The organism is Candidatus Krumholzibacteriia bacterium, assembly GCA_029865265.1.
Lineage (GTDB): Bacteria > Krumholzibacteriota > Krumholzibacteriia > WVZY01 > JAKEHA01 > JAKEHA01.
Genome location: JAOUHG010000001.1, coordinates 267,116 through 282,607, shown reverse-complemented (window position 1 = coordinate 282,607; position 15,492 = coordinate 267,116). Strand labels below are relative to the sequence as shown.

General features: G+C 67.0%; 13 protein-coding genes. 5 read left to right on the top strand and 8 right to left on the bottom strand.

Annotation, left to right across the window (positions count from 1 at the left end; genetic code table 11):
- Window positions 1-93: 93 nt before the first annotated feature.
- The 4 genes from OEX18_01125 to OEX18_01110 form a co-directional block, all read right to left on the bottom strand.
- A complete protein-coding gene (locus OEX18_01125; protein ID MDH4335867.1) occupies window positions 94-687 on the bottom strand; it encodes an SET domain-containing protein-lysine N-methyltransferase in 594 nt (197 codons plus the stop codon).
- A gap of 193 nt (window positions 688-880) precedes the next feature.
- Window positions 881-2,431: an NAD(P)/FAD-dependent oxidoreductase gene (locus tag OEX18_01120; protein MDH4335866.1), complete on the bottom strand. Its 1,551-nt coding sequence runs from the start codon at window positions 2,429-2,431 to the stop codon at window positions 881-883.
- Between the two features lie 2 nt (window positions 2,432-2,433).
- On the bottom strand, window positions 2,434-4,023 hold the full coding sequence (locus tag OEX18_01115; protein MDH4335865.1) for an NAD(P)/FAD-dependent oxidoreductase: 1,590 nt from the start codon (window positions 4,021-4,023) through the stop codon (window positions 2,434-2,436).
- A 4-nt stretch (window positions 4,024-4,027) separates the two neighbouring features.
- On the bottom strand, window positions 4,028-5,218 hold the full coding sequence (locus OEX18_01110; GenBank protein ID MDH4335864.1) for an aminomethyltransferase family protein: 1,191 nt from the start codon (window positions 5,216-5,218) through the stop codon (window positions 4,028-4,030).
- A 224-nt stretch (window positions 5,219-5,442) separates the two neighbouring features.
- Here OEX18_01110 and OEX18_01105 point away from each other — a divergent pair, with 224 nt between their 5' ends.
- The 4 genes from OEX18_01105 to OEX18_01090 are packed head-to-tail and all read left to right on the top strand — an operon-like array spanning window position 5,443 to window position 9,586.
- Window positions 5,443-5,877 (top strand): Rrf2 family transcriptional regulator, encoded by a 435-nt coding sequence (locus OEX18_01105; GenBank protein ID MDH4335863.1) that lies wholly within the window; start codon window positions 5,443-5,445, stop codon window positions 5,875-5,877.
- Window positions 5,878-5,886: 9 nt separating this feature from the next.
- Window positions 5,887-6,810, top strand: a complete 924-nt coding sequence (locus OEX18_01100) for a universal stress protein (protein MDH4335862.1) — start codon at window positions 5,887-5,889, stop codon at window positions 6,808-6,810.
- A 46-nt stretch (window positions 6,811-6,856) separates the two neighbouring features.
- Window positions 6,857-7,330 carry a universal stress protein gene (locus OEX18_01095; protein ID MDH4335861.1) on the top strand — a complete coding sequence of 158 codons (474 nt, stop codon included), beginning with the start codon at window positions 6,857-6,859 and terminating at the stop codon, window positions 7,328-7,330.
- Window positions 7,331-7,333: 3 nt separating this feature from the next.
- On the top strand, window positions 7,334-9,586 hold the full coding sequence (locus tag OEX18_01090; protein ID MDH4335860.1) for a TonB-dependent receptor: 2,253 nt from the start codon (window positions 7,334-7,336) through the stop codon (window positions 9,584-9,586).
- 19 nt (window positions 9,587-9,605) lie between these two features.
- Here OEX18_01090 and OEX18_01085 read toward each other — a convergent pair whose 3' ends face one another.
- A complete protein-coding gene (locus OEX18_01085; protein MDH4335859.1) occupies window positions 9,606-11,336 on the bottom strand; it encodes a cation:proton antiporter in 1,731 nt (576 codons plus the stop codon).
- A gap of 59 nt (window positions 11,337-11,395) precedes the next feature.
- On the bottom strand, window positions 11,396-13,297 hold the full coding sequence (locus tag OEX18_01080) for a heavy metal translocating P-type ATPase (protein MDH4335858.1): 1,902 nt from the start codon (window positions 13,295-13,297) through the stop codon (window positions 11,396-11,398).
- Between the two features lie 70 nt (window positions 13,298-13,367).
- Here OEX18_01080 and OEX18_01075 point away from each other — a divergent pair, with 70 nt between their 5' ends.
- Complete coding sequence (locus tag OEX18_01075) at window positions 13,368-13,772, top strand: arsenate reductase ArsC (GenBank protein ID MDH4335857.1); 405 nt, start codon at window positions 13,368-13,370, stop codon at window positions 13,770-13,772.
- Here the strand turns inward: OEX18_01075 and OEX18_01070 are convergent.
- Together OEX18_01070 and OEX18_01065 are read right to left on the bottom strand one after the other, a co-directional pair.
- Window positions 13,769-14,515, bottom strand: a complete 747-nt coding sequence (locus OEX18_01070; GenBank protein ID MDH4335856.1) for a methyltransferase domain-containing protein — start codon at window positions 14,513-14,515, stop codon at window positions 13,769-13,771. The genes OEX18_01075 and OEX18_01070 overlap by 4 nt on opposite strands.
- A gap of 42 nt (window positions 14,516-14,557) precedes the next feature.
- Window positions 14,558-15,460: a pirin family protein gene (locus OEX18_01065; GenBank protein MDH4335855.1), complete on the bottom strand. Its 903-nt coding sequence runs from the start codon at window positions 15,458-15,460 to the stop codon at window positions 14,558-14,560.
- Window positions 15,461-15,492: the final 32 nt, after the last annotated feature.

Below are 15,492 nucleotides of genomic sequence, written 5' to 3'. Positions count from 1 at the left end.
CTTGAAAGGCCCGGGCACTCCCGGGCGATTGCGGCACGACGATCTTAACACAGGGGACCGCCGGGCGTCAGCGGCCCGGTCGCGCAGCCGCGTCTAGCTGCGGCGCGTGACGACCCCGACCCGCCGTTCCGCCGCGAGCCTGCGCGCCGACGCCTTGCCCCCGTTGGCGCGGGCGGCGTCGATGCGCCGCTGCAGGTAGGGTGAGAAGTAGCCCGCGTAGCGTTCCTGCAGTTCGGGAAGACTCCAGTCCGAGCCGTTCATGCGGCCGCGGCAGGTCCTGGCGCCGCAACGGCACTCGAACTCGTCGTAGGTGGACCCGTCGCTCATGGCATAGTCGAAGGTGATCTCTTCGCCCGCGCGGATGTCCCGCATCGCAACCAGCACCACCTGGCCCTGCATTCCGGCGTTGGGCGCGCACGAGTGGTTGACCCAGTCCGCCGGGCCTTCGTGGGTGGTGAGAAGGTAGAGCCCCTCCTCCACCTGCAGCGCGAGCCGGAATCGATCCACCGACATCGAGCGCAGCGTGTCACCGTCGACCACTTCGCCACCCCACACCACCAGGAGTTCCCCCGCGCGCACCCGTTCGCGCGCAAACACGCCCCGACCACCCTTGCCCGCAATCAGCTTCCCCTCCAGACGCGGAGAAACAAACCCGGTGGGCTGCGCCACGATGATTTTACTGGCCATCGACTACCCTCCCGCGGCCTGGATGCCGCGCCGCTCGAACGTCATGGGCCGATACGCATGCGGCGCGCCAAGTAAGGCGCGCCGTCGACAGCAAGAAGCTGATTTTCGCATACTCATACAACCAGCGAAGCCCGCGTTCAATGGAAAACCGCGACGGTCCACAGAAAACTGCGGCGGCGGGCGGGCGGGGGTGTCAGCGGCGGGACAGGATGGCGGCGGCTCCCAGCGCACCGGGCGCACAGGTCACGCCGCCGCCGGGGTGCGAGCCCGAACCGCACAGGTAGAGGTTCGCAAGCGGCGTGGCGTAGCGCATGGTCTCCATGGTGGGGCGGATGGCCAGTTGATCCAGCGCGTGCTCGGTGTGGTGAATGTGCCCGCCGTCGGCCCCGTACCGCGAGGCGATGTCCACCGGCGTCAGCACCTCGCGCGCCACCACCGTCCCGCCCACCCCGGGCGCAACCCGTTCCAGCGCGGCCACGGCGGCGTCCCCCAGGCGTTCGCGGGCACCGTCGTCCCATCCACCCGCGAGGGCGTGGGGCGCAAAATGAACCAGCAGCGAAACCGAGTCGCGCCCTTCGGGGGCCATTTCCGGATTGGACACCGAGGGAACGCTGATATCGAGCACGGGGTTCTCGGACGCACGGCCGTACTTGACGGCGTCGAAGGCGCGCTCGAGATCGTCCAGCGTCGTCGCGGTCCGGGCGCGCGACACGCGCTCGCCGGGACGGGCGGCGAACTCCAGGCGCCGGTCGAGCGCCAGGTGCACCTTGGCGGTGGTTCCGCGCGCGCGCACCACGCCCACGCGGCGCTCGAAGCGCAACGGCAGCGTCCCCGCGGCCACCAGGCTCAGGAACAGCGTGCGCGGATCGCACGAGGCCGCAACGGCACCCGCTTCCACCGTCTCACCGGAGGCGAGCACCACTCCGGTCGCCGTGGTTCCGGAAACCGCGAGCGACGACACCGCCGTGCCGGTGCGAATCTCCACGCCGTGGTGCCGCGCGGCGCGTTCCAGCGAGAACGCCAGCGCGCCCGCGCCCCCCTTCACCGCCTGTCCGGCCGTGCACGCCTCGAGGAGCAGATTGGCGGCCGTGCCCGGCGACCAGGGACCCGCCCACATGCCGAGGACGGCGCCGTGCGCCATGCCGGCCTTGAGGAGATCGCCCTCGAACCACTCGTTCATCCAGTCGGCCACGCACATGGGCGGGACGCGCAGCAGTTCCGCCATCTCGCGCTTGCCCAGGCGCTGGAAGGACATGGCGCTCTTGAGCAGCGTGCCCAGCGAGCCGCTCTGCAGACTGCCGATGGCGCCGATGTCGGGCGGCGCATCGTTGAGCAGCGGTTCGATGACCCTGCGCGCCCGCACGACGAACGCGCTGAACTCGCGCCAGCGCTCGGCGTCGTGCGCGGAGGCCTTCGCGATGTCCACGGCGGTGGCGTCGGCAGAGGCCTGAATGCTGATGCCGCGCCCGTCAGGACCCGCCAGCAGCATGGCCGGCGGCGGCACCAGATCCAGCCCGTGCTGGTCGAGGCGCAGCGCCTCCACCACACCCGAGCGCACCTGCAGCGTGTCGTGCAGGAGCCCGGGGGTTCGATACCCGGGATGAAATTCCTCGGACGCGCACATGCCGCCGGTGATATCGCGGCGCTCCAGCACGAGCACGCGCCGGCCCGCCCGGGCCAGCAGGCACGCGGTGGTGAGCCCGTTGTGACCCGCACCAATGACAATGACGTCGTAGCGGGCCATGCTCAGACCTCCCTCGATTCCAGCACTGCCTTGGCGCACAGTTCACCCGGCGAACCCATGATGCCGCCCCCGGGGTGCGCGCCGGAACCGCACAGCCACAGGTTCTTGACCGGCGTGCGGTAGCGAGACCAGCCCGCGGCCGGGCGCAGGAACAGCAGCTGCTCGAGCGAAAGTTCTCCCTGGAAGATGTTGCCCTCGGTGAGACCAAGTTCCTGTTCGAGATCCCACGGGGTGAGCACCTGCCGGTAGAGGATGGACTCCTTGAGTCCCGGGCAGTATTCGGCGAGGGTGTCGACCACCGCGTCGCCAAACGCCTCGCGGTGCGCCGGCCACGTTTCTGCACCGCCCTTTCGATTGTAGGGTGCGTACTGCACGAAGCACGACATCACGTGTTTGCCGGGCGGGGCCACGCTGGGATCCACCAGCGACGGAATCACCACGTTGAGATACGGACGCCGCGAGAACTCGCCGTACTTGGCATCGTCGAACGCGCGCTCGAGATACTCGAGCGAGGGCGCGATGGCGATGTCGCCGCGGATGTGCGGTCCGTCGCCGGGCCGGCAGGTGAAATCCGGCAGGCGGTCGAGCGCCAGGTTCACCTTGCCGGAACTGCCGCGGTACTTGTAGCGGCGCAGCTGCGAGAGGAAATCGGTGTCGAAATGCGGTTCGCCCACCATGGAAATGAAGGTGCGCCGCGGGTCCGCGCAGGAGAGAACCACGTCCGCGTTGTACTCGTCGCCATTCTCCAGCACCACACCCTTCGCGCGGCCGTTCTTGACCACGATGCGCGACACCGGCGCGCTCAGCTTGATCTCGGCGCCGAAGGCCTGCGCGGCGCTGGCAATGGCGAGGCTCAGCCCGCCGGTGCCACCCTTGGAGAAACCCCAGGAACGGAAAGCGCCGTCGATCTCGCCCATATAATGGTGGAGCAGCACGTACGCCGTGCCGGGCGAACGCACACCGAGGAAGGTGCCGATGATTCCGCTGCACGACATGGGCGCGAGAAGCGCGTCGGATTCGAACCACATCTGCAGAAAGTCCACCGCGCTCATGGTGAGCAACTGCGCGTGCAGCTCCACCATGTCGGGTCCGAGGTCGCGGAGATGGCCCATGAGCCCCGTGAGTCTGGAGAGTTCGGCGGGATTGAGCGAGCCCACGTCGGGCGGCGGCGAATCGATGATTCTCTTCACGAAGAAGCCCATCTTGGTCATGGCCAGCGAGAACTCGGGGTAGATCTCGGCATCCTTCTGACTGAAGTGCGATACCTCGCGGCGCGTGCGATGCGGGTCGGGCCAGCGCACCAGGCCGGGCCCCTCCAGGTGCGGCGTGAACGAGCACTCCAGCGGAATGAGTTGCATGCCGTGCCGGGTGAGGTTGAGTTCGCGGATGATATGCGGACGGAACAGACTCACCACGTACGAGGCCACCGAGAACTTGAATCCTGGGTAGAGTTCCTCGGTAACCGCCGCACCGCCCACCACGTGGCGCCGCTCCAGCACCAGCACGCGGCGCCCGGCCCTGGCCAGATAGGCGGCGGACACGAGCCCGTTGTGCCCTGCGCCGATGACGATGGCGTCGTAGCGTTTTGCCATGGGATCAGGTCCGCTTCCGTTCCGGGTTGAAGAAAGGCGTCTCAACGACCGTGGCCTTGACCGCGCGCCGTTCGTACTCCACCGTGACCTCGAAACGCACGATGGTACCCGGCGCGGTGAACTCCGACTTCAGCGTGGCCAGGGCGAGGTTCTTCTTGAGCAACGGCGACCACGCGCCGCTGGTCGCCTGACCGATGAACGCGCCGCGCGTGTCATACACGGGTCGCGCATCCCGCCAGCCACCCGGGTGCACTTCCGGCGGGAGGCCGTGGGCGCGGAAGAGCGCCTCGGTCTCGTCCCAGTCCACTTCCAGCCCCACCAGTTTGCGTATCGAACCCGTCTGACTCTCGCGCAGCAGCGCCTCGCGGCCCATGAAACGGTCGCGCTGGAGTTTCACCATCCAGCCCAGTCCGAGTTCGTAGGGTGTCGACTTGCGCGAGGGAATGAGGCAGCGCAGGGACGGGTAGTAGTCCACGCCGTTGAGGATGAATCCCGCCTCCACGCGGGTGACATCCATGGCATCCAACCCCGCCGGCTCCAGTCCGTATGCGCGACCCGCGGCGGTGACGGCGTCATAGACGCGCAGCGCGTCGTCGTTCTTCATCCAGATCTCGTAGCCCAGGTCGCCGGTGTAGCCGGTGCGCGAGACGATCACGTCCGCGCCTTCGATCTTCGTGGTGGTGAGCCGGAAGAACTTCAGCTCACGGATATCCCCGCCGCATGCGGCATCCACCGTATCGCGCGACGTCGGGCCCTGGATGGAAAGCGCCGCGATCTTGTCGCTGACGTCGTTCATGGTGATGCGCATGCCGCGTGCGTTGCGCGCCAGCCAGTGCCAGGCCGGTTCCGACGATGTCACGCGGTAGTGATCGTCGCCCAGCCGCGACACGGTGCCGTCGTCGATCATGTGGCCGTCATCGTCGCACCAGCACACGTACATCACCTGGCGAAGCTTGAGCTTCATGATGTCGCGCACCATCACCCGCGCCAGAAAGCGCGCCGCATCCTCGCCGCGCACGTCGTACTTGTAGAGCGGCGTCACGTCGATGAGACCGCACGCGTGCCGGAAGGCGAAGTACTCGCGGTCGGCTGAGGTGTCGTAGGAGCGGACCGCGTGATACCCCGCCCAGTCCTTGTAGAACAGGCTGGTGCAACGCGCGAGCGTGCGGGGATGAAATGGGGTGGCGATGGGCATGGTGAATAGTGGCCCGAAGGGCCAAGCATACGGGACCGGCGGCTCCCACCGCAACCCGAAACCCGGCCCGCCGGCTCCGATAACATACTTTTCCACAAGACGTTACGGCCCGGGGTGGCGCGCCGTGACTTCGGACTCCGGTGTCTGCTTTGCCTTGACGCCGCCCGTCCGGCAACCTATAGTAGTAGTGGAATTACTGGTCCACTACTCCGGCTGAGGTCGCCATGATCCACTCGCCCACCTGCCAGCACGCACTGCGTGCGCTGATTTACCTCGCGGAGAAGGACGCGCCCGGGCCGGTACTGGTCCGCGAAATAGCGGACGCGGCCGGCGTTCCGCGCCAGTCCCTGGCCAAGATCCTGCACGGACTGCGCAACAAGGGGCTCGTGCGATCCACCAAGGGCCCCGGCGGCGGCTACCAGCTCGCGCGGCCCAGCAGTGAGTTGTACGTGATGGACGTCATCGAGGCCATCGACGGTCGCGTGGAACTGGACAGGGCCTGTATCCTCGGTCTCGACGTGTGCACCGACCACGCGCGTTGCGCCCTGCACGACGTCTGGAAACTGTTCCGCGAGAACTATGTGACAACCATCTCCAGCATGACGCTGCACGACGCCGCCGATGCACTCAAACGCAAGCGGATGGTGCTACCGTTGTGAGGCGAAGTCATGATGAGGGTCAGGCGAATTCTCGTTTACGCGCGCGGTTCCTCCCCTGACGGCCCCGCCATAGCGCGCGCGTCCCGTCTTGCGACCCATTCGGGCGCGGAACTCAAGCTCCTCGACGTATTCAACGAGCTTCCCGAGGAATTCGAACCGCTGCTCTCGTCCCTGACAATCAACGATGCGCGCGAAGAAGCCGAGCGTGAACGCCGCGGTCAGCTCTCGCACATCGCGGAGACGCTGCACGAACGCGGCGTGCGGGTGGGCTTTTCGGTCCGCTGGGGACGCCCGGCCATCGAGATCGTGCAGGAGGCGATCCGCGGCAAACACGACATGCTCGTGATGGAGGACGGGCGGCCACGGGGCGTCTGCGCGCTCACCCAGTCGATCGTACGCCACTGTCCGGTGCCGGTGTGGATCGTGAAGAACGCCCCGCACGCGCCACCCCCCCGCGTGCTCGCCGCCATCGACCCCATCGGCCCGATACCGGGGTCGTTCGACGGCCAGGTGCTCGACGTTGCGGCTGCCGCGGCCAAGGCCCTGCCCGGCGAGTTGTACGTCGTGCACGCGTGGCAGCCGCTTCACGACGAATACGAATGGCTCTCGAGCGGGCTTCGCCACCTCAGCGAGAAGAAGGATGTCATTGCGCAGACGCGCGAACGCCACGCACACGCCGTCGAGATCATGCTAAGATCGATCCTGCCCCATGTGGAGGCGGATCGTATCCGTTTGATAGAAGGGCCTGCCGCCCGCGCAGTTCTCGAAGCGGTCGAGGAAACCGGGGCGGACCTCCTGGTCATCGGCACCGCGCGCAGCGCGACGTACGCGCCGCTGCTGCTCGGCAAGACCGCGGAGACCATTCTCGAGCACGTGCCGGTGTCAGTTCTTGCGGTGAAGCCGAGTGGCTTCGTTTCGCCGATGTCCCACTGACTTCGGCAGGCCCGGACCGCGCGGGCAGAAGAAGAGAGGGAACGCCATGTTGAACTTCAACCTGATCCTGGTGACGACTGATCTGTCGGACTATTCGCTCCGGGCACTTCCATATGCGGTGGGCCTGGCGGAACGGTTCGACGCGGACCTACGGGTGATCTCCGTCAACGAACCCGCGCTGCCGGTTTCGGACGTGGCCTGGGTGTCGCCGATGATCGCCGCGACGGATGACGAGCGGGCCACCGAGATCAAGCAGACGCTCGACAAGCTGATCGCCGACCAGGTGCCCAGGGGCGTGCGCGCCGAAGCGAAGGTGCTGTTCGGCAATCCGGTGGATGCCATCGTGGAGTACGCGCGCGAGACCAACGCCGACCTCATCGTGTCCTGCACGCACGGTCGCGGCGGTTTGTCGCACGTGCTGATGGGAAGCACGGCCGAGGCGCTGGTGCGGCATTCGCCCTGTCCAGTGCTCACGCTCAAGCAGCCCATGACGGTCGCCGCGGTCAGGAAGGGCGCCTGACGGTTGACGCCACGGCGCCGGCCAGAATCGTCCCTGACGGCGGCGCGTCTGGCGGGTGCCTGGCTGTGCCTCGCGCTGCTGGTGCTGTTTGCGCCTCGCGCCGGCGGAGCGTCGCAGGCGGACTCCACGGGGGCGGATTCCATGCGGGCGGTTTCGCCGCCCGCCACATCACCGCAACAGCGTCTGGCGGATCGCACCTCGGTGGTGGGTAGCGTCGGTCACGCGCGCGCCGTTCCCGGTTCGGCCCACTTCCTCGGCCCGAACATTCTTCCCTACCCGGATCAATCCTTCGACGACATCCACCGGTTGATGCTGCGCATCCCCGGCGTCTACGCCATCGGCGAGGACGGCTACGGGCTGCGCCCCAACCTGGGCATGCGCGGCGCCGCCCCCTACCGCAGCGCCGGCCTCACCGTGCTGGAAGACGGCGTGCTGGTCTCGCCCGCACCGTACGCCGCGCCGGGGCTGCCGGTGTTTGCGGGCATGGGACGCATGGAAGCCGTCGAAACGCTCAAGGGACCCGCCGGGATCCGTTACGGACCGGGCACGACCGGCGGCGTGGTGAACTTCAAGACACTCGGCATCCCCGACGACCTGGTGGCGCAGGCGCGCCTGTCGCTCGGTTCGTACGGCGCGCACACCTTGAATCTGGACTACGGCGACGCGTGGCAGGGCATCTCGTGGATGCTGGGCACGCACCAGACCCGCACCTACGGGTACAAGGCGCTCGACACCGGCGCCGACACGGGTTTCGAACAGGACGATTACCTGGTCAAGCTGGGACTCAAATCCGAATCGAGCGCCGACCACTACCAGGACGTGATGTTCAAGTTCGGGTACTTCAAGACCGATGCGGACGATTCCTACCTGGGCCTCACCGACGGCGACTTCGCCGCCACACCCTTCCGGCGCTACGCGGCATCACAGAAGGACAACATGAGTCACGAGGCAACGCAGCTCCTGCTGCGTCATTTCATCGTCGTCAGTGATGCGATCGACGTGACCACCAGCCTGTATCGCAACGACCTCGAACTCGACTGGTACCTGCTGGACGGCGTCAACAACCAGGCGTTGTCCGCGGTACTGGACGACCCGGGCGCTTTCCCCGACGAGTACGGCATCCTCGCCGGCGACTCCACCAGCGCCGACGACGCGTTATCGGTGAAGGCCAACAACCGTTCGTATTTCTCCACCGGTATTCAGTCCGAACTGGGGGCCGCGTTTGCGACCGGCGGCGCGCGGCACGAACTGGAAGCGGGGCTGCGCTACCACGAGGACGAAGAGGACCGCCTGAACCACATCGACGGCTACCGCATGGTGAGCGGGGGTGCCATGGTGCTCACCTCCAGCGGCACGGACGGTGGCAACGGCGGCAGCGACAACCGCATCAACAATGCACACGCGCTGGCGGGTTTCGTGCGCGACCGCATCAGCGTTGGAAAGTGGAGCATCATTCCCGGGCTGCGCGTCGAGTGGGTGGAAACAAAGCGGTCGTCCTACGCCGCCGGCAACGGTAGCCGTTCCTCGGCTCCCACGGTGGTGGAAAACTCGACCACGGCGCTGCTCCCCGGCATCGGTGCCGCCTATCGGCCCGCAAAGGGATTCCTGCTGCTGGGCGGCATCCACACCGGCTTCGAGGCCCCGCCGGCAGGGGTGGAAAACAAGGGCTACCAGGCGGTGCACGCCGAGGCGGGCGGACGCATGAAGCGCGGCCGGTGGGAGGCGGCGCTGGTCGGCTTTCTGTCCGACCACGCCTTCGCCGGCAACGACATGACGCGCCGGGCATCGGGGCTCGAGGCTTCGGCGGACTATTCGATCGTGGACCCGGTGTACGGCGTCGACCTGTCGGCCGCGTATACCTTCACCAGCAGCGAGTACCTGGCGGGAGGCAGCATGGTCGACGCGTCCGGGATTTCCTACGACAGCGCGATCGGCGACGAGATCCCGTATATTCCGGAGCATTCGTTGAGCGCATCGGCGGCGCTCACCACGAAGAAGTCGTTCCTGGGTGTGTTCGCCAACTACACCAGTGAGATGCGCACCCAGCCCGGCAGCGGCGCGCTCATCGACTCGGCAAGCGCGGACAGCCGCTTCCTGCTGGACATCGTCACCGAGTACGAATTGATCCGCCACGTGCGCATCTTTGCCTCGGTCTACAATACGCTGGACGAGATCTACGTGGCGTCCCGCTTCCCCTACGGCGCGCACCCCGGCGCGCCGCGCACCTTCACCGCGGGGCTCAAGCTGGCATTGTAGTCTTCGGCAATCCGGGGGCTCAATAAGGCGGGGCGTCGGGATCGCGCTTGACGGTGCGCAAGTCGTGCTGGCGGTGGGTGACACCGCCGAACCCCTCGATGACGTCGGGGGCCACCCCGTACTTCTCCAGCACCACCGAGAAGATCTTGATGGATGCCTCCACCTCTTCCGAAACGATGTCGTTGGCGCCCAGCGCGTACAGGCGCGCCATGTCGCGCACGTAGCGCGTGCGGGTGACGATCTCGACCGCAGGATTGAGGCGCCGCGCCAGCGCCACCACCCGCCGCGTGCCGTTGGGGTCGGGAATCGCCACCACCACCACGCGCGCCTCGCGCACGTTGGCCTTGAGCAACGACGCTTCCTGGGTGGCGTCGCCGTAAAAAATAGGCACGCCGCGCACGCTCTGTTCGCGCACCATGTCGTAGTTGAGTTCGATGGCCTCGTAGGGGATGTTGCACAGCCGTGCCGAGTGCCCCACCATGGCGCCGATCACACCGTAGCCGACGATGACGATGTGATCGCGCAGCCGCTCGTCGGCATCGGCCGCCACGAAGTAGCGTCCCTCGCGAAAGCGCACCGGCATGGGCGAACGCACCGCCAGGTCCGTGATGCTGTGCGCGCCGGCCACCAGAAACGGCGCCGCCACCATGGAGAACAGGCACGCCGCCAGCACGAACTGGTACTGCCCGTCGTTGAGAAGTCCCGCCGCCAACCCCGTGCTGAGCAGGATCAACGAAAACTCACCGGTCTGCGCGAGTCCGATACCGGCCTGCAGGGAGACGCGGTACGGGAGACCAAGCCACTGCATCACGCCGGTGCTCACCACCGCCTTGATCAAGATGACCGCGCCCGTTGCGAGCAGGAGCGCGGGGGCGTGATCCGCCACATAGCGCGCATCCAGCAGCATGCCCATGGAGACGAAGAAGAAGCTCGAAAACACGTCGCGAAAGGGGAGGATATTCTCGAGCGTGCGGTGACTGTGCTCCGAATCCGAAAGGATCAGCCCGGCCAGAAACGCGCCCAGCGCCAGCGAAAGCCCCATCAGCGAGGTCAGCCAGGCAACCGCGAAGCACATCACGCCGGTGGTCAGCAGGAACAGTTCGTTGCTCTGAGTGCGCGCGATGTGCGTCATCAGGCGCGGCACCAGCCGCGGCGCCGCAAACGCCACCACCAGCCAGATGGCCAGCACCTTGACCACCAGTCCGCCGATCTCCGCCCACATGTTGTCGCTGCCCTGCCCGGCCAGAAAGGGAATCAACAGCATCATGGGCACGAACACGATGTCCTGGAAGATGAGGATGGCCATGGTGCCCTTGCCGTGCGCGCTGGTGAGCTCGGCGCGGTCCTGCAGGAGCTTGAGAATGATGGCGGTGCTGCTGAGCGAGGCGGTCAGCCCGATGAGAACCGCGAGGGGAATCTCCGCGCCGCTGGCCCAGGCCAGCAGGAACACGATGCCGGCGGTGATGAACACCTGCAGCGGGCCGCCCACAAAGAAGAGCCGTTTCACCAGACGGATGGAATCGATGGAGAACTCGAGGCCGATGGTGAAGAGCAGGAATATCACGCCGATCTCGGCCAGCTGCGCCACCGCCTCCGCCTCGGTGGTGAGCCGCAGTCCGTGCGGTCCCGCGATGACGCCGGTAATGATGAGACCCACCACCGGCGGAATCTTGAAGCGGTGACAGACCAGCGCCACCCCGACCGCGAGGCCGAAGATGACGAATATATCCTTGAGCAGCGGAAGTTCCACGCGGGGATTCTAGCCGTTCCGGGCGGGTTGCGCGATAAGAGATCGTGCGGCGGCGGACGTCAGGCGCCGGGCTTGTAGTCGATGAGCCGCCCGGGCGCCACCGCGACGCGCAGCGCGTTGACCACCGCGAAGACGTCGATGATCTCCTGGGTAATCGCGCCGGCCACCGGTGGCAGGTAACCCGCCGCCGCCACCAGCATGGCGAGCACGCTCAATGCCATTCCGCCCACCGCACTCTGCAGCGCGATGCTGCGCATGCGGCGACCGATGTGCATCAGTTCGTCCACGCGCTGCAACGAGCTGTCCAGGATGACCGCGCCGGCAGCTTCGGTGGCGATGTCACCCTCGCCAAAGGCAATGCCCACCGTGGCCGCCGTGAGCGCGGGCGCGTCGTTGATGCCATCGCCCAGAAACACCGTGGGTGCCAGGCGCGTCTCCGCGCGCACCAGTTCCAGCTTCTGCTCCGGGCTCTGGTTGGCGTGGATCTCGTGGATGCCCACCTTCTCCGCCAGGTAACGGACTTCCGACTCGCGGTCGCCTGACACGAGCATGACCTTGTCGAACCGGTGCCGGCCCTTGAGGTGGCTGATGAAGGGAACACCGTCCGCGCGCGGCTCGTCGCGGAAGCGGAACGTGGCCGCATAGCGGCCATCGATCAGCACGACGCACTCCATGCCACCGGTGTGCTCCGGCAGAAGGGACACCACCTCGGGCCGTTCCACGGCCACCTTGGCGCGGCTGGTCACCCGGATGGCGTGTCCGCGCACCATGCCGCGCAGCCCCTCGCCCGGCCGCTCGCTCACCTCGCCCGCCTCCGAGAGCGCGAGCCCGCCCCGGCGTGCGTCCTCCACGATGGCCGACGCCAGGGGATGTCGCGAGTAGCGCTCGACACTCGCCACCAGCCCCAGCACGTCGCCGCGTTCGAAGGGCTCTCCGGTGACCACCTCGGTCAGACGTGGCTGGCCGTAGGTGAGGGTGCCGGTCTTGTCGAACATGGCGGTGCGGCAGGTCTCGATTCTCTCCAGCACCGCGGGATCCTTGATGATGATGCCCCGGCGCGCGGCCAGCGAGACCGATCCGATCACCGCCACCGGGATGGCGATGAGCAACGGGCACGGTGTCGCCACCACCAGCACACTCAGGAAGCGCACCGCCTCCCCACTCACCAGCCAGGCGATGATGGCAATGACAACCGCGACGGGTGTATACACGGCGCCGATCTGATCGCCGAGACGGCGCAGTTTCGGGCGGCGCTGCTCGGATTCGCGCATGACCTCCATGATCTTGGCGTAGCGCGAGTCGACGGCCTTCTGCTCGGCGCGGATGGTGAGCGCGGTTTCACCGTTTACCGCGCCGGAAAGCACCGCGGTGCCGGGTGCCTTGGACATGATGTAGGGCTCCCCGGTGAGGTACGACTCGTCCATGGCGCCGTGTCCGTCGACGACGGTTCCGTCCACGGGGCAGACCTCGTGCGGAAAGACCACCAGCAGGTCTCCCACCACGACATCGTCCAGTGAAACATCGGTCATGGTGCCGTCGGACTTGCGATGCGCGGCGGACGGCATGCGCCGCGCGAGCGCCTGCAACACCGACGACGCGCTGCGCACCGCGTATGTTTCCAGTGCCTGCCCACCCGACAGCATCAACACCACCAGTGTCCCCGCCAGGTACTCCTGCAGGATGATGGCGGTGACGATGGAGATGCCGGCCAGCAGGTCGGAACTGAACTGCCCGCGCACCAGTCCGCGCGCAAGGGCTATCACCAGGGGAATGCCGCCAAACGCGAGCGCAACGATCAACGGCACATTGTAGACCGCGGCGCCGAACACCGAAGCCGTCGCGTGCGTGGCATAGCGGAGGACGAGATGAAGCGCGATGGCGGCAATCGCGAGAAGGGCGATGAACCCCTCGGTGGTAGCGAGGACCGAAATGAGACCCCGGGAGCGGGTGGCTGCCTTCACGCGGCAAGCATATCCGAGCCCGGGCCCGACCGCGAGCACGGAGATGGGGCGCATTGCGGAAGGCGCCGCCATGCGATATCGTCATGCCCATATGAGGCTGCTCTTCGTGTGTGTGGAGAACTCGTGCCGGAGCCAGATGGCGCAGGCCTTCGCGCGCATGCAGGGCGGCGCGGAGGTGGAGGCGTTCAGCGCCGGTTCGCGCCCGTCGGGAACCGTCAACGCGAAGGCCATCGTGTCCATGGCGGAGCTGGGTTACGACCTCTCGGCGCACGCGTCGACAGGATTGAACGCGATTCCCGCGGGCGAGTTCGACGCGGTGGTCACTATGGGGTGCGGTGACGCGTGCCCGTGGGTGCCGGCGAAGAAGCACATCGAGTGGGAGATCCCGGATCCGAAGGACATGGACCCGGACGCGTTCCGCGCGGTGCGCGACCAGATCGAGAAGCAGGTGCGCGAACTGCTCGCCGCCGGCTAACGCGCCTTGCGATACACCAGCAGCACGTTCATCCCCAGGGTTGTGATCTCTCGCGCGCGCCGCTCCAGCACGCCCTTCGTCACGTACGTATCCCGCAGGTGATCTTCCATGGTGCGGTAGTCGAAACCCAGGTGGGGGCCGTAGCCGCCGCGCCCGGACTTGCGAAACCCGTCGATACGCCGGTTGAGCAGCAGCCGCGACACGTAGCGCGCGCGTCCGCCGTCCGCGAAGAAGTCATCGTATGGATTCCTGCGCACGGCCGCGCGTCCGGCCAGCTTCACCAGGCCGGGCAGACCGGTTTCGTTGGGAACCGAGAGCAGCAGCAGACCGCCGGCCTCGACACGGTCGACGAGGTTGGCGATGGCGTTCTCGATGTTGCCCACGTGCTCCAGCGTTTCCAGGCAGGTGACAAGAGCGAAGCGTTCGGTTGCGGGTTGCACCGTGTTGAGATCGAACACCGCGAAGGCCGCGTTGGGTATTCCCTTGGCGCGGGCACGCTCGATCAGTCCGGGTGTGTTGTCGAAGCCCGCGATGCGCTGGAACTGCGCCAGCCTGTGCGCCACCATCGCTTCCACGATGAAGCCGTTGGAGCAGCCGGCGTCCAGCCACGAAGTCACGGATTGCGTGAGATAGCGGTCGAAGGCGGCCGCGACCGCGCGCAGGCGGTTGCGGTGCACCCAGCCCACCGGGTTGCGCTTGCGGTACGTGGTCTCGTGGACGAGCGTTTCGGGTGATGTCGGCATGCTCGGATCGTTCCGCATCGTCTCACAGCCCTGCGCGCGGTGTCACGCCTTGATGAACGTCCCCTCTCGCAGCTCGGCGTAGGCCTGGCGCAGTTCCTCGGGCGTGTTCATGACGATGGGCCCCTGCCACGCCACCGGCTCCTCCAGCGGCTTCCCCGACACCAGCAGAAAACGGACCCCTTCCGGTCCGGCCTGCACGGTCACCTCGTCGCCGCGGTCGAACAGCACCAGCGAGCGGTTGCCGGTGAGGTCGCGGATCTCAGCGCCGTCGGGCTGCACGCGGTCGGTTTGCACCACCTGCGGCGCGGACGCATCACGAAACGACCCCGCGCCTTCGAACACGTATGCAAACGCGTGCCGGTTGATCTCCACCTTGAGCGTCTTGCGCCGCCCGGCGGGGACGAACACGTCGAGGTAGCGCGGGTCCGCGGCGATGCCCTCCACAGGACCGCGCCGTCCGGCGTAGTCACCCACCACCACGCGCACGCGGGTGCCGTTGTCATCGACGACCTCGGGGATCTCACCCGACTTCACATCCTGGTAGCGCGGCGTCGTCATCTTGAGCGAGCGTGGCAGGTTCGCCCACAGTTGAAAGCCGTGCATGCGGCCGCGCGGATCGCCGGTGGGCATCTCCTGGTGGAGAATGCCGCTGCCCGCCGTCATCCACTGCACGTCGCCCGCGCCCAGCGTACCGCTGTTGCCGAGGCTGTCGCCGTGGCTCACCTCGCCCGCGAGCACGTAGGTGATGGTCTCGATGCCACGGTGCGGGTGCCACGGAAACCCCGCGATGTAGTCTTCGGGGCGCTCGCCGCGAAAGTCATCGAACAACAGGAACGGATCGAACACGTCGGTCTTTCCAAAACCGAACGCGCGGCGCAGCTTCACGCCCGCGCCCTCGAGGGTGGGCTGGGACGGGGTGATTTCCTTTACGGCCCTGATCGACATGATTTCCTCCCGTGGGGTAAATAAACGGCCCG